Annotated in this window: 19 protein-coding genes; 7 read left to right on the forward strand and 12 right to left on the reverse strand. The window is 69.5% G+C overall.

Annotated elements, in window-relative coordinates:
• From glyS to ACLL81_RS15245, 4 genes are all read right to left on the reverse strand, one after another.
• Positions 1 to 1,382: glycine--tRNA ligase subunit beta (gene glyS, locus ACLL81_RS15230; protein WP_411289210.1), on the reverse strand; the 1,382-nt coding region annotated here is incomplete at its 3' end.
• Positions 1,383 to 1,385: 3 nt separating this feature from the next.
• Positions 1,386 to 2,285, reverse strand: coding sequence for a glycine--tRNA ligase subunit alpha (locus ACLL81_RS15235; protein ID WP_411289211.1), 900 nt, complete (start codon positions 2,283 to 2,285; stop codon positions 1,386 to 1,388).
• Positions 2,286 to 2,383: 98 nt separating this feature from the next.
• Positions 2,384 to 2,848, reverse strand: a complete 465-nt coding sequence (locus tag ACLL81_RS15240) for a hypothetical protein (protein ID WP_411289212.1) — start codon at positions 2,846 to 2,848, stop codon at positions 2,384 to 2,386.
• Positions 2,849 to 2,910: 62 nt separating this feature from the next.
• The gene (locus ACLL81_RS15245) at positions 2,911 to 3,711 is read right to left on the reverse strand and encodes a fasciclin domain-containing protein (protein ID WP_411289213.1); all 801 of its coding nucleotides are present in this window, start codon (positions 3,709 to 3,711) and stop codon (positions 2,911 to 2,913) included.
• 410 nt (positions 3,712 to 4,121) lie between these two features.
• On the opposite strand from ACLL81_RS15245, the gene ACLL81_RS15250 reads away from it, so the two are divergent.
• The gene (locus tag ACLL81_RS15250; RefSeq protein WP_411289214.1) at positions 4,122 to 4,460 is read left to right on the forward strand and encodes a P-II family nitrogen regulator; all 339 of its coding nucleotides are present in this window, start codon (positions 4,122 to 4,124) and stop codon (positions 4,458 to 4,460) included.
• A 28-nt stretch (positions 4,461 to 4,488) separates the two neighbouring features.
• Entirely contained in the window at positions 4,489 to 6,036 is a 1,548-nt protein-coding gene (locus ACLL81_RS15255; protein ID WP_411289215.1) for an ammonium transporter, read from the forward strand.
• 1,274 nt (positions 6,037 to 7,310) lie between these two features.
• On the opposite strand, the gene ACLL81_RS15260 is transcribed toward ACLL81_RS15255, so the two are convergent.
• From ACLL81_RS15260 to ACLL81_RS15280, 5 genes are all read right to left on the reverse strand, one after another.
• On the reverse strand, positions 7,311 to 8,063 hold the full coding sequence (locus ACLL81_RS15260; RefSeq protein WP_411289216.1) for a hypothetical protein: 753 nt from the start codon (positions 8,061 to 8,063) through the stop codon (positions 7,311 to 7,313).
• Between the two features lie 194 nt (positions 8,064 to 8,257).
• Positions 8,258 to 9,145 (reverse strand): 4-(cytidine 5'-diphospho)-2-C-methyl-D-erythritol kinase, encoded by an 888-nt coding sequence (locus ACLL81_RS15265; RefSeq protein ID WP_411289217.1) that lies wholly within the window; start codon positions 9,143 to 9,145, stop codon positions 8,258 to 8,260.
• A gap of 3 nt (positions 9,146 to 9,148) precedes the next feature.
• Positions 9,149 to 10,837: a tetratricopeptide repeat protein gene (locus tag ACLL81_RS15270; RefSeq protein ID WP_411289218.1), complete on the reverse strand. Its 1,689-nt coding sequence runs from the start codon at positions 10,835 to 10,837 to the stop codon at positions 9,149 to 9,151.
• Between the two features lie 47 nt (positions 10,838 to 10,884).
• On the reverse strand, positions 10,885 to 12,567 hold the full coding sequence (locus ACLL81_RS15275) for an electron transfer flavoprotein-ubiquinone oxidoreductase (protein WP_411289219.1): 1,683 nt from the start codon (positions 12,565 to 12,567) through the stop codon (positions 10,885 to 10,887).
• A gap of 197 nt (positions 12,568 to 12,764) precedes the next feature.
• Positions 12,765 to 14,861 carry a catalase gene (locus ACLL81_RS15280; protein ID WP_411289220.1) on the reverse strand — a complete coding sequence of 699 codons (2,097 nt, stop codon included), beginning with the start codon at positions 14,859 to 14,861 and terminating at the stop codon, positions 12,765 to 12,767.
• 294 nt (positions 14,862 to 15,155) lie between these two features.
• Here ACLL81_RS15280 and ACLL81_RS15285 point away from each other — a divergent pair, with 294 nt between their 5' ends.
• From ACLL81_RS15285 to ACLL81_RS15295, 3 genes are all read left to right on the forward strand, one after another.
• Positions 15,156 to 16,211 (forward strand): endonuclease/exonuclease/phosphatase family protein, encoded by a 1,056-nt coding sequence (locus tag ACLL81_RS15285; RefSeq protein ID WP_411289221.1) that lies wholly within the window; start codon positions 15,156 to 15,158, stop codon positions 16,209 to 16,211.
• Positions 16,212 to 16,372: 161 nt separating this feature from the next.
• Entirely contained in the window at positions 16,373 to 17,191 is an 819-nt protein-coding gene (locus tag ACLL81_RS15290; protein ID WP_411289222.1) for a uracil-DNA glycosylase, read from the forward strand.
• Positions 17,192 to 17,260: 69 nt separating this feature from the next.
• Complete coding sequence (locus ACLL81_RS15295; RefSeq protein WP_411289223.1) at positions 17,261 to 18,877, forward strand: transglycosylase SLT domain-containing protein; 1,617 nt, start codon at positions 17,261 to 17,263, stop codon at positions 18,875 to 18,877.
• On the opposite strand, the gene ACLL81_RS15300 is transcribed toward ACLL81_RS15295, so the two are convergent.
• A complete protein-coding gene (locus ACLL81_RS15300) occupies positions 18,785 to 19,228 on the reverse strand; it encodes a cell wall biosynthesis glycosyltransferase (RefSeq protein ID WP_411289224.1) in 444 nt (147 codons plus the stop codon). The genes ACLL81_RS15295 and ACLL81_RS15300 overlap by 93 nt on opposite strands.
• Positions 19,229 to 19,306: 78 nt before the next feature.
• Between ACLL81_RS15300 and ACLL81_RS15305 the strand changes: the two genes are divergently transcribed.
• Positions 19,307 to 20,386 (forward strand): PA0069 family radical SAM protein, encoded by a 1,080-nt coding sequence (locus ACLL81_RS15305; RefSeq protein WP_411289225.1) that lies wholly within the window; start codon positions 19,307 to 19,309, stop codon positions 20,384 to 20,386.
• Here ACLL81_RS15305 and ACLL81_RS15310 read toward each other — a convergent pair.
• Together ACLL81_RS15310 and ACLL81_RS15315 are read right to left on the reverse strand one after the other, a co-directional pair.
• The gene (locus ACLL81_RS15310) at positions 20,383 to 21,384 is read right to left on the reverse strand and encodes an LLM class flavin-dependent oxidoreductase (RefSeq protein ID WP_411289228.1); all 1,002 of its coding nucleotides are present in this window, start codon (positions 21,382 to 21,384) and stop codon (positions 20,383 to 20,385) included. The genes ACLL81_RS15305 and ACLL81_RS15310 overlap by 4 nt on opposite strands.
• 20 nt (positions 21,385 to 21,404) lie before the next feature.
• On the reverse strand, positions 21,405 to 22,685 hold the full coding sequence (locus ACLL81_RS15315) for a class I SAM-dependent RNA methyltransferase (RefSeq protein WP_411289226.1): 1,281 nt from the start codon (positions 22,683 to 22,685) through the stop codon (positions 21,405 to 21,407).
• A 154-nt stretch (positions 22,686 to 22,839) separates the two neighbouring features.
• On the opposite strand from ACLL81_RS15315, the gene ACLL81_RS15320 reads away from it, so the two are divergent.
• The coding region (locus ACLL81_RS15320) for a hypothetical protein (RefSeq protein WP_411289227.1) at positions 22,840 to 23,388 on the forward strand (549 nt) is incomplete at its 3' end.

A 23,388-nucleotide genomic window follows, 5' to 3' on the forward strand; every position in this document is an offset into this window, starting at 1 on the left:
TCGTCGATGGCGAAGAAGCCAACCAACGTGTCCAGCTTGTCGGCCAGCGCCACCGTCGCGGCCACCGCCTGTGTCGGGATGGCGTCGCCCGGCCCCTGCGGGCGGTAGTGGTGGCGGATGGCGTCGCAGACCTCCGGGTCCAGCCCCTCGGCCTCGGCGTAGTAGCCGCCCATGACGCCCTGCAGCTCGGGGAACTCGGCCACCATGCCGGTGGTCAGGTCGGCCTTGCACAGGCGCGCGGCCAGCACCGCATGGGCCTTGGTCTCGGCGTCGTCGCGGACCAAGGGGGCGATCTCCCCGGCCAGGGCCTCGATCCGGGCGACCCGCTCGCGCATCGTGCCCAGCTTGGCGTGGAAGGTGACCCCTTCCAGCTTCTCCAGCCGGTCTTCCAGCTTGGTCTTCAGGTCTTCGGTCCAGAAGAACCGGGCGTCGCTCAGCCTCGCCGACAGAACCCTGGCGTTGCCCTGCGCGATGGCCTTGCCGCCATCCGGCGCCTCAATATTGGCCACGGTGATGAAGTGCGGGGCGAGCTTGCCGGTGGCCGGGTCGCGCACCGCGAAATACTTCTGGTGGGTGCGCATGGAGGTGCGGATCACCTCCGGCGGCAGGTCCAGGAATTCCGGGTCCATGTCGCCCAGCACCGGGGTCGGCCATTCGGCCAGGCCGGTCACCTCGTCCAGCAGGCCGGCGTCCTCCACCAGCTCCAGGTTCCGCGCGAAGCACAGGGTCGTGGCCGCGACCATGATCTTTTCTTTGCGCGCCTCGGCGTCCAGCACCACGAAGTGGGCCGCCAGGCCCGCCTGATAGGTGTCGAAGTCCTTCACCTTGAACGGCTGGGCGTCACCCATGAACCGGTGGCCCTCGCTCACCTCGCCGCTCTGGATCTCGTCGATCCAGAAGGGGACCACCGCGCCGTCGAAGATGCAGACGATCCGCTTCAGCGGCCGCACCCAGCGCAGGGTCCCGCGCCCCCAGGTCATCGACTTGGGCCAGGGGAAGCCGCGCACGATGGCGTCGACCATCTCCGCCACGATCTCCGCCGTCGGGCGCCCAGCCTTGTGGAGATGGGCGAAGTAGACCCCATCCTTCTCGGTGAGCTGGTCGCGGGTCAGGCCTGTAGAGCGCAGGAAGCCCGCGATGGCCTGGTCCGGGGAGCCGACCCGCGGACCCTTGCGCTCCTCGTGCCGCTCGCTCTGCGCGGCGGGCAGCCCCTCGGCCACCAAGGTCAGGCGGCGGGGCCCGGCGAACGTCTTCAGCGCCTCGGGCAGCAGGCCCGCGGCGGCCAGCCGCTCGCGCACCATACGCTCCAGGTCGCGGGCTGCCTGCGCCTGCATGCGCGCGGGAATTTCCTCGGAGAACAGTTCGAGCAGTAGCTGCGACATGGGTCAGCCGTTCCCGCCTTCGTTGGCGACCCAGGCCTCGGCGCACATCTTTGTCAGATCGCGGATGCGGCCGATGTAGCTCTGCCGCTCGGCCACCGCGATCGCCCCGCGCGCGTCCATCAGGTTGAACAGGTGGCTGGCCTTCAGCACGTGGTCGTAGGCCGGCAGCACGGTGCGCTGGCCCTGCGGCCCGCGGCCCTCCAGCAGGCGCGGAACCTGGGTCTCCATGTCCTCGAACTGCCGCTTCAGGGTGGCCACGTCATAGAGGTGGAAGTTGGCTTCCGACTGCTGGCGCTCGTTCTCCAGGAACACCTCGCCATAGGTGCGCGGCTCCGGCCCGTCGGGGTCGTTGAAGGCCAGGTCGGTGAAGTGGTCGACGCCCTGCAGGTACATGGCCAAGCGTTCCAGCCCATAGGTCAGTTCGCCGGCCACCGGCCACACGTCGAGACCGCCCACCTGCTGGAAGTAGGTGTACTGGGTGACTTCCATGCCGTCGCACCAGACCTCCCAGCCGAGGCCCCAGGCGCCCACGGTGGGGTTCTCCCAGTCATCCTCGACAAAGCGGATGTCGTGCAGGCGGGTGTCGAGCCCGATGGCGCTGAGCGATCCCAGATAAAGGTCCTGCAGGTCGTCGGGGTTGGGCTTCAGGATCACCTGGTACTGGTAATAGTGCTGCAGCCGGTTGGGGTTCTCCCCATAGCGCCCGTCGGCCGGTCGGCGCGAGGGCTGCACATAGGCGGCCCGCCACGGCTTGGGGCCGAGCGCGCGCAGCACCGTCGCCGGATGCAGGGTGCCCGCCCCCACTTCCACGTCATGCGGCTGCAGGATCACGCAGCCCTGACGGCTCCAATAATCATGCAGCTTCAGGATCAGGCCCTGAAACGAGAGCGGCTTGTCGGTCATCGGAAAGGGCTTGTTCGCAGGCGCACAAAAAGTCGGCGGACCATAGGGCCCGCCGACATTCGCTTCAAGCTGCGCCGGAGACCCGGCGCAGGTTCGAACTAGTTGCCACGCGCGGCCGTACGCTTGCCGGCGTTCGACATCGGCATGCCGTACTTGGCGCGGTTTTCAGCCGTGTCCGGAACCGGGCCGTTGGTGGTCAGCGAGGTGGTGACGCTGGCGCCCGAGGCGTAGCTGGTGGCCGAAGTGGCCGTCGTCGTGCCGTCCGTGGACGTGGTGGTGTCTGTGGTCACCGCGCCGGTGGTGGTGTCCGTCGTGGTGCTAGGCATCGGCATGGTGTGGCCCGGCATGGGCATCTTGTGGTCCGCACTGGGCATGGTGTGGCCGGGCATCGGCATCTTGTGGTCCGCACTGGGCATGGTGTGGCCCGGCATTGGCATCTTGTGGTCCGCGCCGGGCATGGTGTGGCCCGGCATGTTCTTATGCGGCATGGGCTGCTGGGCGAGCGCGGCGCCCGACATCAGGGCGGAGATGGCCGCTGCGGCGGCGAGGGTCTTGAGGGTCATCGGTCTTGCTCCTTGGGTTCTCTGTGAAGTCGCGAACGCCCCACCCCGTTGTTGTCTAAGCTTTACTGCTGAGCCTTGGGTTTGGTTCCCGCGGTCGGCGCCGGAACTGTCGTCGCCGCGGCCGGAACAGCGGCCGTCGCGGAGGCGGGCGCCGCTGCGGCGGTGGCTCCCGTGGCGGCCGGCATCATCACCTTGTCGACCACGTGCAGGATGCCATTGGTGGCGCGCACGTCGGCTTGAATGATGGTCGCGCCGTCGGCCATCAGTCGGCCGTCCTCGCTGCCGTCCAGTTCGATGGCGTCGTTGGCGACCGAGGTGACCGGGCCCTTTTTGCCGGTGATCTTGCTGGAATCCACCGAGGCGTTGATCACGTGGTGGGTCAGCAGCTTCTGCAGGCCCGCCTTATCGGCCATCAGCCTGTCCAGCGCGCCGGCCGGCAGGGCCGCGAAGGCCGCATCGGTGGGCACGAACACGGTCAGGTTCTTGTTGTTCTTCAGCACCGCCGTCAGGTTCGTGGCGTCGATCCCCTTGAGAAAGGTGGTGAACTGGCCTGACGCCTTGGCGGTTTCCACCAGGTCGCCCGCGGCGACCACGGGCTTGGCCATGCCGACGGTCATCGAAGGCGTAACAGTCGCGCCGGCCTGAGCCGTGACAGGAGCGGCGCCCTGCTTCATGGCCGCGGCCGTTCCCTGCACCGAGGTGTTGGCCGGGCCGTCAGTGGTGGCCTTCCCGGTCGCCTGGGCGGCGGCGGCTTGGGTCTTGGCGGTGGTGGCGGCGGCGGGCGTTTGGGCTGCAGCGCCTTGCGCGCAGCCCAGCAGCAGAGCGGCAGTGGCGGCGGCGGTTACGAGGTGAATCTGGCGCATGTGAATCCCTTTTCGTTGCTGTCTGTCAGCCTCACGCCGCCCCCCAAGAACGCCTCGGCATGACGGAGGTTCGCCGTACAGCGCGCGGCAAAGCTGGTCAGTTGCCCTGATCACGGGTTCGTGAACAGCCGGCGCCAAACCGCCGGAAATTCAGCGCTTTCCGGCCATGCCACGGTGACGCTTGCAGCCTGTGGGGCGACATTCCGCCCAATTTTCAGGCGCCTAGCGCGGCGACCGCCCAGTAAAGCAGCGGGCGCCTGGTTCTTGGGCCCACCTCTGTTGCAGCGCGTCATCCGGCGGCCCTCGCCCGGTAGCGTCTGGTCGATCGCAGCGCCTGGGGACGTTGCGCGGCGGTCTTCGATCAACAGAGGGGCGGGCCCCGAACCTGGGGCTTACGCGGGAGCGAGCGGATGAAACTGATCATGGCGATCGTCAAACCCTTCAAGCTGGACGACGTGCGCGAAGCGCTCGCCCCCGCCGGCGTCGAGGGGCTGACGGTCTCGGAAGTCAAAGGCTACGGCCGGCAGAAGGGGCAGACCGAGATCTACCGGGGGGCGGAGTACCAGGTGAACTTCCTGCCCAAGGTGAAACTCGAGGCCGTGGTGGATGACGCCGCCGCGGCCAAGGCCGTGGAGGCCATCAAGGCCGCGGCCGCCACCGGCAAGATCGGTGACGGAAAGATCTTCGTCATCGACGTGGCCGACGCCGTGCGCATCCGCACGGGCGAAACCGGCGCTGCGGCGCTCTAGCGACAGCATCGGGACAAGGGGAAAACTGATGAAATTCTTTGCCAAGAACCGGCTGGCGGGGCTGCTGCTCGCCGCCGCCATGGTGGGAGCGCCGCTGGCCGCGCCTGCCTACGCTCAGGAAGCGCCGGCGGCTGCGGCCCCGGCCGAGGCGGCTCTGGCCGCGCCCGGCGGGATCGCCGCCGCAGCGCCCGCGGCCGCGGCTCCGGAGGCTGCGGCGCCAGCCGCGGCCGCCCCGGCGCCTGCTCCCGACAAGGGCGACACCACCTGGATGCTGATCTCCACGGTGCTGGTGCTCCTGATGATCATCCCGGGCCTGGCGCTGTTCTACGGCGGCCTGGTGCGGCAGAAGAACATGCTCTCCATGCTCATGCAGGTCTCCACGGTCACGGTCGTGGGAATGATGGCCTGGGTCCTGTGGGGCTACAGCCTGGCCTTCACCGACGGAGGCGGTCTCGACACCTTCATCGGCGGATTCAGCCGGCTGTTCCTCTCGGGGGTCACGCCGGCCTCCAACGTGGCCACCTTCTCCACCGGGGTGGTCATTCCGGAACTGGCCTTCATCGCCTTCCAGATGACCTTCGCCTGCATCACCGCCGCCCTCGTGCTGGGCGGCGTGGCCGAGCGCATGAAGTTCGCCGCGGTGCTGATCTTCGCGGTCCTGTGGCCGCTGCTCTCTTACTATCCGCTCGCGCACATGGTCTGGTGGTGGGCGGGTCCCGACGCGGTGGCAGCCGCGCCGACCGATCCGATCCAGGCCGGCCTGATCTGGGCCATGGGCGCCATCGACTTTGCTGGCGGCACCGTGGTGCACATCAACGCGGGCGTCGCGGCCCTGGTGGGCGCGCTGATCCTGGGCGCCCGCAAGGGCTACCGCAGCGAACCCATGCCGCCGCACTCCCTGACCCTGACCCTGGTGGGCGCTGGCCTCCTGTGGGTGGGCTGGTTCGGCTTCAACGCCGGCTCCAACCTGGAAGCCAACGGCTATGCGGCCCTGGCCATGATGAACACCTTCATCGCCACGGCGGCGGCGGGCTTCTCCTGGACCATCACCGAGTGGATCACCCGCAAGAAGGCCTCCATGCTGGGCCTGGCGTCCGGCCTGGTCGCGGGCCTGGTGGCGGTGACGCCCGCCGCCGGTTTCGCCGGTCCGATGGGCGCGCTGGTCCTGGGCCTGATCGTCAGCCCGGTTTGCGTGCTGTTCTGCTCGGCGGTGAAGAACGCGCTCAAGTACGACGACAGCCTGGACGCCTTCGGGATCCACGCGGTCGGCGGCATCGTCGGCGCCATCGCCACCGGATTCCTGGTCAATCCGGCCTGGGGCGGCGCCGGCGTGGTCGACTACACCACCTGCATGGCGGACGGCGACATCTCCACCTGCGACACAGCCACCTACGTCATGGCCACGCAGGTGATGGCCCAGGTGAAGGCGGTGCTGGTCACCGTCGCCTGGTCGGCCATCGCCAGCTCCATCGTCTTCTTCGTGATCAAGTTCACGGTCGGCCTGCGGGTGGACGCGGACACCGAGGAAGAAGGCCTGGACATCACCGAGCACGGTGAGCGGGCCTATCACAGCTAGCGGAGAAGCCCTTTTCGGGACGGACAGCGGGAGCCCTCCGGGGCTCCCGTTTTTCGTTGCGCCGCCACCCGTCAACTCGGAATTAGCTGCTCTAGATGGGCGGGTTCGTTCGCCAACACCGCCGGGTCGCCCGCAGGGTCGCCTCGACCCACAGAGCCGCGGCGCCCGTTGCGGGGCCGTCTATCTCGAGACGGCCAAGGTCGCCGTTAGATTCACGGGCCAGAGCCGAAATGGAATAGGATGGACTATCGACAGCCGGTATCCGCAATGGCGGTATCCGCGCGTTCGAGCGCGCCGCCGGCAGCACCTTGATCCTTGGGAGTTGAAGGGTTTCGAGTTGCGCTAGGCTCGGCACGAGAGTTGGGCAGGTGCGACTATCCGCCCACTCCCGATGCTTGGGCCGATCCCCACCGCCCATCGTCTTCTCCAACACCCAGAAAGTGGCTGGTGAGACATCACTGCCATCCCTGCGCTTGACGACGCGGAGAATCTCCACCCTAGCCGGCTGCTCGCTCCGCGCGCCGATGCTGCGACTGAACTCTCCCCACGGGATCAGACTTACATCGGCGCTGCCGCGGAGCGTCGAAGCCGTGCTCGGCGCACCCACGCAAACAAACGCGACCGTCACAGCAAGCAGTATGCGCATCTATCGCCTCCATCGCACGGACCCAAGAGTAACACAGCCGGGGGTTGCGCGCCTTCAACTCGTCGTGGTTAAACCGACCTCGTCAGATGCATCTCCACACAGGTGTGCCCCAGTCCGCGGAAGTTGACCTTGCGGGCCAACGAGACGAAGCCGAGCCATTCAAGCCAGCGTCGTGTGCGATGGTTGCTCTCCGGTATGGTGCAGAATAGGCGATTGTGACCCTCCGCGATCACATGCAGCCAAATCCTGCAGAGCCGTGTGCCGCCCGATGCGAGGACACGGTCGAACGCGCTTGTCCCGGCCATCCAGATGATGGCCGGCCCGGCATCAACCTGCTTTATGCCCGCGACAGCAACGCACTCTCCAAGGTGCTCCCATGCAAACCTGTTCGAAGTCGCCCTGAATCCCCAAAGGAGGGCAAGCTCTGCGGGGACGGATGTGCAGGCTGTGAAGTCGATTCGGTCAGACTCCCGCATGTCATCCGCGACAAGCTCTGCGTCCCGGTTATTCGCCGCTCGAAGAAGGTTCGGACCGCTCTGCCGAATGGCGGTCGAGTCCCTGAACACGGCATTCCCCCAACTCGAAGCTTACGCCGAGCGCCTAAGCGCCGGGCGTAGATTCCGGGTCCCTAGACCGGCGGGGTCCCCTGCACGTTGCAGCTGGGCCCTTCCTGGTCGAGGTTGTTCTTGTCATAGACCCAGGTCTGGTTGTCCCCGCTGGGATGCCGCGTGGCGATATAGCTAAGCATGTTCGGATCCACCTCATTGAGACCACGGAGGGTCGCGTCGGCGATAAGGTCGCGTACCATTTGCCGGTCGGCGGCTGAAAGCCATGCCTGCTGCCCCGTAGCCGAATAGGAATGGGTATGGACCCGGGCGACGACCGTCGAACCGGCCGGCGTTTGCAGGGTGGTGGCGCCGACACGCCCCGGCTCGTTGGTCGTAAAGGGCGTCGTCTGATGTAGGGAACCGTCGGCGAGCCGGTAGATTAAGGCCGAATACTCGTTTCCCGTGTTCGCATGCAGGACCGCCAGGGAGTCGCCCACGTACCGGGCATGACGGTTAACGGCGTCGATCGTGGTTCCCGCCGGTGCGGCGCTTACACAGGGTGTCGGCTCCGCGGGCACATTGATGTTGTCCAGCCAGCCGACTGCACCGAGAACCGCAAACGGCATATGTCGAACGAAGACGACATCAAGGGCGATTGGCCCTCGCGTGACGATCTCTACCGGCTTCGGAGCCGAGGCCTCCACAACGACCTCGGAGACAGTGACGAAGGTGCCGCCCGGATTGTTCATCGCGTCGCCGAAGTTGTAGCCGTAACCATAGCTGGAGAAATTCGTGACCTTGGTGCGAGTCTCCTCGTCGGTATCAACGCACATGGGAATGGTCCTTTTCAGGGGGCCTTGCTAGGAGGATTCACGGCAATGGCCCGTCGCGTCGCGCGCCGAGGCGACGCACTTCACTGACACGAGCTGGGGAAATATGCACGGAAAAGTTGCATGTTTCTGTTGGACGCGAGCGGTGACGGCCTACAGGTCGCCCTCGGTAGAAGTTGTGTGCAGACGCCCGGAACTTACGTCGCCTCGTCCCAAGGCCCGCCCAGGCGGCAGCGGCGGACCCACCAGGCGGGCGCCAGGGCCTCGATGCGCTCCGCCAGACTCTCGGCCTCGATGTCGCTGGCGCAGAGCGCGAAACAGGCGCCGCCGGACCCCGAGACCCGGGCCAGCAGGGTCTCCGGCTCGTCGCGCAGGGTCTCCAGCACCGCACCCACCTGCGGCGCCACGTCGATGGCCGGGGCCTCCAGGTCATTGCGCAGGGATCCCAGCCAGCCGGCCAGTTCGGCGGCGCTGTCGAAGGGGCCGGGCGGCGCCGGCGGCGTCACGTCGCCGAACACCCCTAGCGCGTCGTAGCGCCGGTAGACCTCGGCGGTGGAGACCGGCGCTCCGGCATGGACCAGCACCACGTCCAGCAGCGGAAACCCCGGCGCCGGCGACAGCCGCTCGCCCCGTCCTTGCGCGATCACCGGCCGGCCCCACAGGCACGCCGCCCCGTCCGAGCCCAGACCGGCGGCCAACGCCTCCAGGCCCGCATCGTCCAGGTCTGGCGCGATGTGCTGCCTCAGCAGGCGCAGCGCCGCCCCGGCGTCGCTGGACCCGCCGCCCAGGCCCGAGGCCACCGGCAGCCGCTTTTCGAGGGAGATCGCCACGGGCTCCACCGGCGCGCGGGCCTGCGCCAGCAGGGCGCGGACCGCCCGCAGCACCAGGTTGTCGCCCTCCCCCGCCAAGGCGCCGGCGAACGGCCCGTGCACCTTCAGGTCCATGGCGTCGGCGGCTTGCGCGCTCAGCCGGTCGCCCAGGTCCGCGAAAGCCATCAGGCTGCAGATCGGGTGGTAGCCGCAAGCGTCAGGCGCGCCCACGTGCAGGTAGAGGTTGACCTTGGCCGGGGCGAAGGCTGTGGCCACGGACTATTGCCCAGCGATCTTCTTCGCCGGCCCGTCAGGTCCAAGGCCCGTGGCCAGCTTGGTCTCGACCGCCGCCTTGGTCTTGGCGTCCGGCTTCAGGGTCAGCACGCGCCGCCACTGGAACACCGCCTCGTCGCGCCGACCCACCCGCCAGTAGGCGTCGCCCAGGTGATGGTTGATATCGGGATCGCCGGCCTCGAGCTCGACCGCCTGCTCCAGGCGCTCGATGGCCTTCTTGTAGTCGCCCATCCGGTAGTAGGCCCAGCCCAGGCTGTCGACCATGGCGCCGGAGCGCGGGTTGGCGGCCACCGCCTTCTCGACCATGGCCATGGCTTCCGGCAGCCGCTCGCCGCGGTCGATCCAGGTGTAGCCCAGGTAGTTCAGCAGCTCCGGCTCATTGGGTCGGGCCTTGACCGCCGCCAGCAGGTCGGCCTCAGCCTCCGGCCAGCGGCCCAGCCGGTCGAGCACCACGCCGCGGGCGTAGAAGAGCCGCCAGTCGGGGTCCTTCTCGTCGCGAATCAGCCCGTTCAGCACCTCGGCGGCTTCCGGGTACTGGTCGTTGCTGCGCAGGAGATCTGACAGCGTCAGGCGGGCGTCCGCGTCGCCGGTGGCGGCCGCCGCGCGGGCCAGCTTGATGGCGGTCACCTTGTCGCCGGCGCTCTGGTAGGTCCAGGCGAGCTTGGCCTGGGAGGTGGGATACTCCGCCGAGCCCGGCTTTGGCCGGCCATAGGCGGCTCGGGCCGCCTCGCTGTCGCCGGAGGCCTGCAGGAAGTCGCCGATCATCAGCCAGGCGTCGTTGCGCTGCGGATCGAGCCTGAGCGCCAGGCGCAGGTAGGCCACGCCGATCTGGGTCTGCTTGGCGGTGACCATGCCGGCGGCCGGCGCCATCAGCGCCAGCGCCGCGCCTTCGCGGATCGAGGGGGCCGGTGGCGCGGCCCTGCCCGCGGCGGCGCGGGCCCGGGCGCCGCGCAGGGCGATGCTGCCGGTCTCGCCGACCAGGGCCGCGTCATAGAGCGTCACCGCCTCAGCCTTGCGGCCGCGCCGCTCCAGAAAGCCGCCATAGGCCAGCAAGGCGAGCTCGCTGGATGCATCGGTGGAGGTGATCGCCTTGAAGTCGGTCTCGGCCTCGTCGTAGCGGCGGGCGCGCTCATAGAGGTAGGCTTGGCCGAGCTGGCCGAAGTACTCGACGAAAGCGTCGCCGCGCACCTGCGGGCGGACCAGTGAGGCGTCCAGGTCGCCGGCCTCGGCGGCGGCCCAGGGTGACAGCAGCGCCGCGGCGGAGCGGTGCGGGAACCCGATAGTCTCCACCGCCAGCAACTCGCGGGCCGGTTTGCCCTTGCCGGTGGCCAGGGCCTCGACCCCGCCCACCAGCCGGCCCAGGCGTTTCGAGGCCTCCGAAGCCTGGTCGCCGGTGGGCGCCAGAGCCGCGGCCTTGGTGATGTCTCCGGCCATCAGGGCTGCGGTGAACGCGCGTTCGGAGACCAGCGTCTCATCGCCGCCGGCGGCTCGGGCCATCTCGAAGAATTTCGACGCCTCGCCGCTTCGGCCGTCGGCCAGGGCCGCATCGCCGGCCAGGAACATGCCGTAGGACGACACCGCCGTGCCGGGCGCGGCGCCCACGTCAGGTGAGCCGCCGGCGCAGGCCACCAGAAGGACCAGCGGAGCGCAGGCGTAGATCAGGGAAAGTCGCATCGCTCGACTTTGGGGGCTGGGGCGAGCCGCCGCAAGGGCGGCCACCCTCACATGTTGGGGTAGTTCGGTCCGCCGCCCCCCTGCGGTGTGGTCCAGACGATGTTCTGCGAGGGGTCCTTGATATCGCAGGTCTTGCAGTGGACACAGTTCTGGAAGTTGATCTGGAACCGCGGGTTCTCCCCCTTCTCGTCGTAAAGCACCTCATAGACCCCGACCGGGCAGTAGAGCCGGGCCGGCTCCCCGAACCGGGGCAGATTCACCGAGATCGGGATCGACGGGTCCTTCAGCCGCAGGTGCGCAGGCTGGTTCTCGTCGTGGTTGGTGCTCGACAGAAAGACGCTGGAAGGCTTGTCGAAGGACAGCACCCCGTCGGGCTTGGGATAGACGATCGGCTTGTGGTCCTTGGCCAGGCCGGTGGATTCCGCGTCCGACTTGGTGTGATGCATGGTCCCGAAGAAGGAGAAGCCGCCCAGCGCATTGGTGACCATCATGTCGAACATGCCGATCGCCCCGCCCAGCAGCGTCCCAAACTTTGTCAGGATCGGCTTGGCGTTGCGCACCAGGTGCAGTTCCTTGCGCACCCAGGAGGCCTGGTAGGCCTGCTCGTATTCCACGAGGTCGTCGCGCGACCGGCCAGCCTGGATGGCGGCGTAGGCGGCTTCGGCCGCCATCATCCCGCTCTTCATGGCGTTGTGGCTGCCCTTGATGCGCGGCACGTTCACGAAGCCGGCTGAGTCGCCCAGCAGCACGCCGCCGGGGAAATGGAGCTTCGGCACCGACTGCAGTCCGCCCTCGCTGATGGCGCGAGCCCCATAGGCGATGCGCTTGCCTCCCTCCAGGTGCTTGGCGATCTCCGGGTGGTGCTTGAAGCGCTGGAATTCGTCGAACGGCGACAGCCAGGGGTTCTTGTAGTTCAGGTGCACCACGAACCCGATCGCCACGTAGTTGTCGCCGAAGTGGTACATGAAGCTGCCGCCGCCGGTCTTGTCGTCCAGCGGCCAGCCCACGGTGTGTTGCGCCAAGCCAGGCGTGAAGGCCTCGTCCGGCACCTGCCAGACCTCCTTCAGCCCGATGCCGTACTTCTCCGGGTCGCAGCCGGCGCAGAGGTCGAACTTCGCCTTCAGCTGCTTGGCCAGGGAGCCGCGCACGCCTTCGCCGATGAACACATACTTGCCGTTTAGCTCGATGCCGGGCTGGTAGTCGCTTCCCTTTTCACCGTTGCGGTCGATGCCAAACACACCGGCCACCACGCCCTTCAGCCGCCCCTCCTCGTCGAACACCGCCTCCGACGCCGCCATGCCCGGATAGACCTCGACGCCCAGCGCCTCGGCCTGCTGGCCCAGCCAGCGGCAGATGTTGGCGAGGCTGGCGATGTAGTTGCCCTCGTTGTGCATGAACTTCGGCATCGGCCACATGGGGATGTCCAGGTCGCCCTGCGGCCCCAGCACGACGAATCTGTCCTCCGTGACCGGGGTCTCCAGGGGCGCGCCCATGGCCTTCCAGTCGGGGAACAGCTCGTTCAGCGCCTTGGGGTCGATCACCGCGCCGGACAGGATGTGGGCGCCCACCTCGGAGCCCTTCTCCAGCACCGCGACGCTCACCTCGGTGCCGGCCTCAGCGGCCAGTTGCTTGAGGCGGATGGCGGCGGCCAAGCCTGAGGGCCCGGCGCCGACGATCACCACGTCGTACTCCATGGCTTCGCGCTCTTCGTGGGCGGCGGCCTCGCTCATGTCCGGTATCCCTTCATCCTTCAGGCGACTTATCCGAAGGTCACGTAGCGGCGGTCAAGCCCGAACCCGGCGACGCGCGGGAAACCCGCCGCGCCGGGCGCCGCTTGCGAAGCCCGCCAGCTTGGCGGCGAGGCCCGCTACGACTGGCGCCGCGAGAGCGTGGTCGTCGAACTCACCGCTGCGTTCGGGCCGGACAGCTAGGCCAGGGTGCGCACTTTCGGCTCACGGTCCCACTGACGGGTGCGCGCGGGCTTGATGAACGCCTCGGCGCCGCCGGACACGTCCACGATTCCCGCGTCAGGCTCCACGCCCGCCTTGTCCAGCAGCGGCTGTGCCTCGGGCGTGAACCCGATCGCCTTGAGGTGGCCGAAGGCGTGGCTGACGAAATCCACCGCCGCGCCCTCCTTCAGCAGGTCCGCGCAGCCGGCGTCGGACAGCACCAGGGCCACGGCGTCGAACACCACCGAGGGCGTGCCGGCTAGCTGGCCATCGGCCTTCAGCTTCTTGCCGCCCTTCAGGGTCACGCCGCCAATCTTCGGCGCCACGATCTTCACCGTCGCACCTTCGGCCAGCGCCGCGGCGCGCACCGCCTCCACCACCGCCCCATCGGCGCCGTCAGTGACCAGCACGCCCACCGCCCTGCCCTTCAGGGTAGGCGGATACTTGCCGACGATCCGCAGCGCCTCGGACGGGGCCATCTCGATGGGCTCCACCGCCGCCAGCGACTTGGCCGGCAGCGCCTCGTTCAGCCCCGCGGCTACCCGCTTGGCGAGGTCTACGTCCACGTTCTGCAGATTGGCCAGGATACGGCTGCGGACGTGGTCCAGGGTCACCTTCGACAGTTCGAACACCAGGGCGCTGGCCATGTGCGCCTGCTCGATGGCGGTCTGCGAGCGGAAGAACAGCCGCGCGTGGCTGTAGTGGTCGGCGAAGGTCTCGGCCCGCAGCCGCACCTTGGTCGCCTCCAGCGGCTGGGCGAAGGAGCGGAACCCGCTCTTCGGGTCTTCCCGGGGGCCACCCGCCTCGCCCGCGTCGGCCAGGCTGTTGGGCTCATAGTTCGCGCGACCTTGGAACACCTTCGTCTGCATATGCCCGTCGCGCTGCAGGTTCTGGAAGGGGCAGCCCTTGGCCTGGTTGATGGGGATCTGGTGGAAGTTCACCGTCCCCAGACGCGACAGCTGGGTGTCCTGGTAGGAGAACAGCCGGCCCTGCAGCAGCGGGTCCTCGGAGACGTCGATCCCCGGCGGCATGTTGGTAGGCAGGAAAGCCGCCTGCTCGGTCTCGGCGAAGAAGTTGTCGGGGTTGCGGTCCAGCACCATGCGCCCGACCACCCGGATCGGGTGCAGCTCCTCGGGGATCAGCTTGGTGGCGTCCAGGATGTCGAAGGGCAAGGCGTCGGCCTGCGCCTGGGTGAGCAGTTGCACGCCGAACTCCCACTCGGGGAAGTCGCCGCCGTCGATGGCCTCGAACAGGTCGCGGCGGTGGTAGTCCGGGTCCGCCCCGGCCAGCTTCACCGCCTCGTCCCAGCAGGTGGACTGGGTCCCCAGCTTGGGCCGCCAGTGGAACTTCACGAAGGTGGCTTCGTCCTCGTCGTTCAGCAGGCGGAAGGTGTTGACGCCAAAGCCTTCCATCATCCGCAGCGACCTCGGGATCGTGCGGTCGGACATGGCCCACATGATCATGTGGGTGCTCTCCGGCATCAGGCCGATGAAGTCCCAGAAGGTGTCGTGGGCGCTGGCCGCCTGCGGATAGCCGCGGTCTGCCTCCATCTTCACCGCGTGAATCAGGTCGGGGAACTTGATGGCGTCCTGGATGAAGAACACCGGGATATTATTGCCCACCAGGTCCCAGTTGCCCTCCACGGTGTAGAGCTTCACCGCGAAACCGCGCACGTCGCGCGGCGTGTCGACAGAGCCCGCGCCTCCCGCGACGGTGGAGAACCGCGTGAACACCTCGGTGCGCTTGCCGACCTCGGTGAGCACCTTGGCGCGGGTGTAGGCCGAGAGGGACTGGGTCAGCTCGAAGAAGCCGTGCGCCGCCGAGCCGCGGGCGTGGACGATGCGCTCGGGAATCCGCTCATGGTCGAAATGCTGGATTTTCTCCCGCAGGATGAAGTCCTCCAGCAGGGTCGGGCCCCGCGGGCCGCCCTTCAGGGAGTTCTGGTTGTCGCTGATCGGGACCCCGTGGTTGGTGGTCAGCCGGGCGTCCGGCGCCGACGCCGTCTGATGGGTCTCCCCACCCCGGCCCACGGTGGGTTTCGAGGTGCGCGGCGTACCGCCATTGGTCGTGGCCATTGCGTTGGGGTCCCGGACTTAAGAATGCGAAATTTGCCTGAGACGGGTAACGCCGGGCAGCCCGGTTCGGCGCCGCGCGCAGGCCGAACTTTTTCGGGGCGAGTCGAGCCGCCCCAGCCCCTCAAGAAAGGGTTGCCGCCGCCTTCATGGAGCCGTCACGGACTCAAGTGAAACGGACCCCGCCGGCAAATAGATCAATAGACATCCGGCTGCATCTTAACGACGCGGACAAAGCCGAACAGCGCGCCGCAAGTCATGGCCGCCGGCTCTGGTCCGCAGGTCTGGGAGCGGCGAATGATTTATTTGGCGGCGATCGCCATGGCGCCTGCGCTTGCGGCTACGCCGGCGCCGGATGCCCCGGCCGGGCTAAACACCACCGAGCTCAGCGTCCTCACCTACAATGTGCGCGGCCTGCCCTGGCCCTTGGCGCTCGGCCGCGCCGAGGCGCTGAGGGGGATCGGCGCGGAGCTCGCCGCCATGCGCCGCGAGGGCCGTCAGCCCGACGTTGTGCTGATCCAGGAGGGGTTCCGCGGCGAGGTCGGCGACCTGGTGCGGGCCAGCGGCTACCGCTACTGGGCGCAGGGACCCACCCGCGCGGATCGCGCACCGGACCCGCCGCCGCCGGACGGCCGCCGCTTCCGCGCGGTGCGCTACCTGTTCTCCGGCGAGGGCTGGGGCAAGTTCACCGGCGCCGGCCTGCACCTGCTCAGTGACGCCCCTATCGCCCAGGTTCGCACGGCCGGCTACCGTTACTGCGCCGGCCTCGACTGCCTGGCCAACAAGGGGGTGATGCTGGCCCGGCTGGACCTGCCCGATGTCCCGGGCGGGGTCGACGTGGTCAACACCCACCTCAACGCCCGGCGCGCGGCCAGGGTCCCCCTCGCCCGCTCCCTGGCGGCCCACAACCTGCAGACCGAGGAGTTGATCGGCTTCATCAGCGCCCATCGCACGCCCGGCGCGCCCCTCCTGGTGGGCGGCGATTTCAACGTCAGGAACGCCCCGGACCGCTACGGCCACCGGGCGGAGTCGCGGCCCTACAAGGTGGTCAGCGAGTTCTGCCACGACCCGGCCAACGCCTGCGACGGCGCGGCGCCGCCCGGCGAGACCCCGCCCTGGCTGCGCTCCCAGGACCTGCAGGCCTTCGCCCCCAGCGCGCCCGTGGACGTCCGCCCGATCCGCGTGGAGACCCTGTTCGCCGGCGGTCAGGCCGCCAGTCTGTCGGACCACGACGGCTACCTGGTGCGCTACCGGCTGAGCTGGACGCCCCCCACCACGCATGCCGCCCGCGCGCCCATCCAGGTGCGGCCCCGCCTGGGCGTCTGGGGCCTCAAGGTGTCGGTGAAGTACTGAGGCCTACCCCGCCGCCGTTGCGGCGGACCACATGGCCTGCCTGAACGGGCGCGCCAGCGGGGTGGAGAGCTGGGACCCAGGGGCGGTGCGCACGGCCCTGGTCATCGCGCCCGTCGATCGGGGGCTGACAATGCCTACCGCCCCGGCCAAGAGTGCCGCTGATGTCCGAGCCCTCCAACGCCCAGCTCGCCGAGAGCCTGCTCGCCTTCTGGGCGGACGCGGGCGTCGACGCCATGCTGCTCGACGCCCCCGTCGATCGCATCGCGGCGGGCCGGATCGCGCCGCCGCAGCCCCCGCCGGGCCGCAAGCCTGCCACCCCCGCCCCACCCCGGCTGGTGGGCGCCCCCGTCCCCGACGTGGCCGCCGCCGTGGCCCAGGCTCAGGCCCTGGCCGCCGCTGCCGGCGACCTCGACGCCCTGGCCGAGGCCATCGCCGGCTTCGAGGCCTGCCCCCTGCGCTACGAGGGCGCCACCCGCGCGGTGTTCTCCAGGGGCGATCGCGCGGCGCCGCTGATGCTGGTGGGCGAGGGTCCGGGGGCGGAGGAGGACCAGCGCGGCGAGCCCTTCGTCGGGCGGGCTGGCCAGCTCCTCGACCGCATGCTGGACGCCGCCGGCCTGACGGGTCGGGTGTTCATCACCAACACGGTGTTCTGGCGCCCGCCGGGCAACCGCACGCCCACCCTTCACGAACAGATGATCTGCGCTCCGTTCGTGGAGCGCGCCATCGCCCTGGTGAAGCCGCAGATGCTGCTTCTGGTGGGCGGCGCATCGGCCAAATCCATGTTGAAGAAAGATGAAGGAATTCTATCGCTTAGGGGCCGTTGGTTCGAGTGGCGCTCGAACGATGGTAAGATGGAGCTTCCGGCCATGCCGACCCTGCATCCGGCGTTCCTGCTGCGGCAGCCCGTAGCCAAGAAAAGAGCCTGGAGCGACCTTTTGACCGTGGCCGAAAGACTTGATCGTCCGGACCGCCCCGCCTAGCTTCGCCGCTTCGTTTGGGAAAAGGACCGCGGTTCGCTCGCGTAGATGAGCCACGCGGAAATAGACGGCATGACGCTCCAAAAGCGCCTGTGCGTCGGGGTCTCGGCCCTGATGTGCGCCGCCTCAATCGCCGCAACAGCGGCGGCTGACTCACCGCAACCGCTCTCCCGCAGCGACGCGCAGGCCTACGCCCAGGCCTTCGACGCTGCGGACGGCGGCGACTTCATCGGCGCCCAGATGCAGGCCGCCGAAATCCAGGACGAGTCGCTCCTCGGCTACCTCTCCTTCCGCCAGCTCATGCACCCGACCGCCCACAAGGCGAGCTTCGACGAACTGGCCTCGTGGCTGGCCAAGTTCCGCGACCTGCCCCTGGCCAACCGGATCTTCAGCCTGGCCGCCAAGCGCAAGCCTGCCGAGGCCGCTGGTCTCCCGCAACCGGAAACCACTGGCCTTGTCCCCGCCGACAACGACCCGAGGTCCGGTCCCGATCGCAGCCGCCCAGCGCGCGAAGCCTTCTACTCTGGTGACACCAAACGCGCCTTCGAACTGGCCACCGCCGTGGGTGAACGCTGGATCGGCGGCATGGCGGCCTACCGGCTGAAGGACTACGCCGCCGCCGAACAGGCCTTCGGTCGCCTGGCCCGCGACCAGGACGAGGACCCCTGGCTGCGCGCCGCCGGCGCCTTCTGGGCGGCGCGTTCGGCCACCGCCCTGGGCGACCCCACCGCCGCGCGGGGGTTCCTGGCCCAGGCCGCCCAGAGCCAGGAGACCTTCTACGGCATGATCGCCGACCGTCAGGCCCGGCTGCAGGCCGCCCAGGCGCAGGCCCAGACCGGCCAGCTGGTGCTGGCTTCCTACCAGGCGCCCGACGCCGACCTCGCCGTCTTCAACCTGGCCAACCCGCGCGCCCACCGCGCGGCCGCCCTGGCCCAGATCGGCCGGCTGGACGAGGCCCGCCAGGAACTGCGCGCCGGCCTGGCGCTCTCCAAGCCGGCTGAGAAAGCCCAATGGACCGCGCTGATCGCCGCCCTCCCGCAATCCGCCGCGCAGACCCAGGCGCGCCGCTACGCCACCCCCGGCGACTATCCAACCCCGGTTCTGGAGCCCAAGTGGGGCTTCACCATCGACAAGGCGCTGGTCTACGCCATTGTCCGCCAGGAGAGCCGCTTCGACCCCCTGGCGCGCTCGCCGGTGGGCGCCGTAGGCCTGATGCAGCTGATGCCCGAGGCCGCCGCCCGCGCCGCCGGCGACGACAAGCTGAAGGCGGACATGAGCCCGCTGCTGGACCCCGCCTTCAATCTGCGGGTGGGGCAGGACTACGTCACCTGGCTGATGGAGCGCGGCGTCGGCTACGACATCCTGCGCACGGTGGCGGCCTATAACGGCGGCCCGGGTACGCTGCTGAAGACCGTGCAGATGGTCGGCGAGGACGACCCGCTGATGATCGTCGAAAGCCTGCCTTCGGTGGAGACCCGCAACTACGTGGAGAAGGTGATGGCCGCCTACTGGACCTACCGCAGGATGTGGGGTCAGGACTCGGCCACCCTCGACGCGGTGGCCACCGGCGCCCGGTTCGTGGACGCCCGCCTCGACCTAGCCCAGACGCTGCGGCCGAAGACCCAGGGCGCGGCGCAGCCGCTGCAGGTCAGCGTCGCCGACGCCGGCCGCACGGCCTCGCTCGACTAGCACGCCGCGCGGCCCCCGCCGCAGCAGCCCGCCGTCCAGCCCCGCCACGACGCCGCCGGTCCCGCCGCGCGCCAGATGGTCGCCGATCTGGCGGATCCAGCCGTCCCGCAGCCTCAGGTCCGCCGGCAGCACCAGCAGCATCGGCGACTTCGCCTGCCCAACCGCGGCCGCAATTGAGACCGCCGGCTCCGCCCCGGTCTCGTCGCACAGGGCGTCCAGCATGGCGGCGTCCACGGGGCCGGCGATGAACACTTCCCGCACCAGCCCGTCCACCGCGCCGGCGGTCAGCTGCGCGAGAAGCAGGGCAAGGCCGCGCGGCGCCTGGCCCGCATCGATGATCACCGAGAGCATGGCCCGACAAGCCGTCGATGCGCCCGTCCCGTCAACGTGGTTCTTGTTTTGTTCTACACACGGCGTTACGCTTCGGCCGTGACTACCTTCACCCACCAGATTCGTGGCCGCGGGGCGCGCTCCAACGCCACCGGGCGGTTCGAATCCCAGGTCCGCGAAGCCTTCGACGACGGCTGGACGGCCGACGACAAACTGCCCGAGTCGCCTGCGACAACTGTCTCTCCCGAGAAGGCCAAGGTGATCATCACCCGCAACGACAGCCCCGACATCGGCTTCTCGGCGTCGATCAATCCCTACCGAGGCTGCGAGCACGGCTGCATCTACTGCTACGCCCGCCCCGCCCATGCCTATATGGGCTTGTCCCCGGGCCTCGATTTCGAAACCAAACTGTTCTTCAAGCCCGAGGCCGCGCGCCTTCTGGAGGCAGAGCTGTCGCGGCCGCGCTACGTGCCCGAGACCATCCATATCGGCGGCAACACCGACCCCTACCAGCCGCAGGAGGGCCGCCTGCGGGTCACCCGCCAGGTGATCGAGGTGCTGGGGCGCTTCAACCACCCGTTCTCGGTAATCACCAAGTCGGCGCTGATCGCCCGCGACCTGGACCTGCTGGCGCCGCTGGCCGCCCGCAACCTGGTGCGGGTGGCAGTGTCAATCACCACCCTCGACCGCAAGCTCGCCCGCTCCATGGAGCCCCGCGCCGCCACTCCGGAAAAGCGAATCGAGGCTGTGCGGCGGCTGTCCGACGCAGGCGTGCCGGTGATCGTCATGTTCGCCCCGGTCATCCCCGGCCTCAACGACCATGAGATGGAGGCAGTGTTGGAGCGCGCCGCCGGCGCCGGCGCCCGGGGCGCGGGCTACGTGGCCCTGCGCCTGCCCCGGGAGATCAAGGACCTGTTCCGCGAGTGGCTGGAGAGCGACCACCCCGACCGCGCCAGCCGGGTGATGTCGCTGGTCCGCCAGATGCGCGGCGGCAAGGACTATGACGCCCAGTGGGGCAAGCGCATGAAGGGCGAGGGGCCGATCGCTGACCTGATGGCCGCGCGCTTCCGGGCCGCCAGGAAGCGCTACGGCCTGGAGTTTCGATTCGACGGCCTGGACCACGGCCAGTTCCGCGTGCCGCCCAAGATCGGCGGCCAGATTGATCTCTTTGGGACTTAGGCCGCCTGGGCCAGTTCGTCCCGCGCCGCCGCGGCGATCTCGAAGGAGCGGACCCGCAGCGCGTGGTCGAAGATCTGGGCGGTGACCATGATCTCGTCGGGCTGATAGCGCTCAGTGAAGCTTTGCAGGCGCGCGCGCACCGTCTCGGGGCCGCCCACAACCGCCATCCGCAGGGCGTCCGAGCCACCGCCGAGGCCCGCCTCCTCCAGCCGGCGCTCGATGTCGTCCACCGGCGGCGGCAGCGGTCCCGGCCGGCCGGTCCTCAGGTTGAGGAAGGCCTGCTGCAGGGAGGTGAACAGGTGGCGGGCCTGGGCGTCGGTCTCCGCGCCCACCACGTTCAGGCCCAGCATCACGTGCGGCGTCGCCAGCGTCTCAGATGGCTCGAACCGCTGGCGATAGATCTGCAGGGCCTGCTCCATCATCGCCGGGGCGAAGTGCGAGGCGAAGGCGAACGGCAGGCCCAGCGCCGCGGCCAGCTGCGCCCCGAACAGGCTGGACCCCAGGATCCACACCGGCACCTGCGACCCGGCGCCGGGCACAGCACGGATCATCTGGTTCGGCTGGGCGGGCTGGAGGTAGGCCATCAGCTCCACCACGTCCTGCGGGAACTGGTCCACGTCGCCGGTCAGGTTGCGCCGCAACGCCCGGGCGGTGACCTGGTCGGTCCCTGGCGCGCGGCCCACGCCCAGGTCGATGCGCCCCGGGTAGAGCGCCTCCAGGGTGCCGAACTGTTCGGCGATCACCAGCGGCGCGTGGTTGGGCAGCATCACCCCGCCCGCCCCCACCCGGATCGTGGAGGTGCCTTCGGCCACGAAGCCGATGGCGACGGAGGTCGCGGCGCTAGCCACGCCCGGCATGTTGTGGTGCTCGGCCAGCCAGAACCGGCGGTAGCCCAGCCGCTCGGCGTGCTGCGCCAGGTCGCGGCTGTTGCGCAAGGACTGGCCCGCGTCGCCCCCCTGCAGGATCGGCGAAAGATCGAGGACGGAAAGAGCAACCATGCCGCTCATATGGGGCGCCCTCAGCGGGAAAACACGCCCACCAATTCTACATGCGGCGACCAGAGGAACTGGTCCACCGGCAGCACGCGGTCCAACGCGAAGCCCGCGTCGATCAGGGTACGGGCGTCGCGGGTGAAGGTCGCCGGGTTGCAGGAGACGCCGATCACGCGGGACACGCTAGAGCGCGCCAGTTCCGCGCTCTGCTCGGCGGCGCCGGCCCGGGGCGGGTCAAACACCACCACGTCGGTCTTCTTCAGCTCCTGGGCCAGCATCGGCCGGCGCGCCAGGTCGCGGGCTTCGGCGGTGACGCCCTTCAGCCCCGGCGCGGTGGCCAGGGCCGAGACCAGGGCCTGGATGGCCTCCGCAGAGGCGTCCGCCGCATGCACAGGGGCGAGCTCCGCCAGGTGGAAGGTGAAGGTCCCCACCCCGCAATAGAGGTCGGCGATGCGGGTGGCGCCCTGGGCCTGCGCCTTCACGAAGGCCGTCATCGCCACCTCGGCCTCCCGCGTCGCCTGCAGGAAGGCGCCGGCCGGCAGGGCGACGCTGGCCGCGCCCAGCCGCACGCCGGGCAGGTTGGCGAGGTAGGCGACCTCTCCGGCCACGGTGACCCGGGCGAAGCCGGCCGCCGCCGCCCGCTCGGCCACCTGCATGCGCGCGTCGGCGGACAGGCCGCCGCTCTTGGCTTCCACGCCGGTGATGTCGATGTCGAGCCCTGTGGCGGTGAGCGTCACGTGCAGGGTGGGCGCGGACTTGGGGTGCTCGAACAGCGGCGCCGCCAGCCGCTTCAGCGCCGGGATCGCGGCTTGCAGGACCGGATCCGAGATCGGGCAGACGGCGATGTCCACCAGGTCCCAGGACTTGCGCATCTTGTAGCCCAGCCGGGCCGCGTCGCGGCTGCCGCGCCGCGCGTGCAGGGCGATCCGGCGGCGGGTCCCGGGGCCAACCGCGAAGGGCGGCAGGATCTCGGTCTCGATCTGCTGGCGGGCCAGGTTGGCGGCCAGCCGCTCCACCTTCCAGGCCAGGTAGGGGCCGTGCGCCCAGTGCTGCAGGGCGCAGCCGCCGCAGACCCCGAAGTGCGGGCACACCGGCGCGATCCGGTCGGGGCTGGGCTCCAGCACCGCGTCCAACTCGCGGCGCTCGCCGGCGCCGGTCACCCGCACCCGCTCGCCCGGCAGGGTGTAGGGGGCGAAGATCGGGCCGGGCGCGACGCCGTCGCCCTCCCCGCCGATGGCCTCGATGACCACCTCCACGGGCGGGCCGGGACGCGGCTGGGGACGCGATTGAGAACGATGGCGGCGCATCCGGGGTCTCTTACAGGCAAGCTTGCGTCGGCGCTCGGCTTTACCGCTCCTCAACGAAGATGAACGGCCCGATCAATCGCCGTTCAGCTTCGCCGGCCGATGGTCCGGGTGAAGCCGCCACGGGCGTGCGGCGCCATTCTCCCGAGGGACCCAGATGACCACCCGTTCCACCTTCGCCAAGGCCAGTCTCGCCGCCGCCGCCGGCGTCATGGCGCTGAGCGCCGCGGCCACCGCCTCGGCGCAACCCTACGGGGCCTATGCCGGCGCCAACGGCGGCGGCTACTACGACCCCTGCCGCCGCGATTCCAGCAACCGCGGCGTGGTCGGCGCCCTGCTGGGCGGCGCCATCGGCGCCTCGGTGGGCGCCAACGCCGGGGCCCGCAAGAACCGCCAGGACGGCGCCCTTCTGGGCGGCGCCCTGGGCGCCATCGGCGGCGCGGTGGTCGGCAACCGCAGCGCGGCCTGCGCCAACGGCGGCCAGGTCCCGTACAACGCGCCCCGCAGTTCCTACGACGGCTACAACGGCTATGCGCCGCAGTACGGCTACAACGACGGCGCCTACGCCCAGCCCTACGGCTACGACCGCAGAGCCGAGCGCTACGGCAGCCGCTACGACGAGGACAGCTACGCCTACGGCGGTCGCGGCCAGCGCCTGCGGGTCGCCGGCGGCAACGTCGGCGCCGACGGCTGCACCCTGGCCGAA

The organism is Phenylobacterium sp., assembly GCF_046590535.1.
GTDB lineage: Bacteria > Pseudomonadota > Alphaproteobacteria > Caulobacterales > Caulobacteraceae > Phenylobacterium.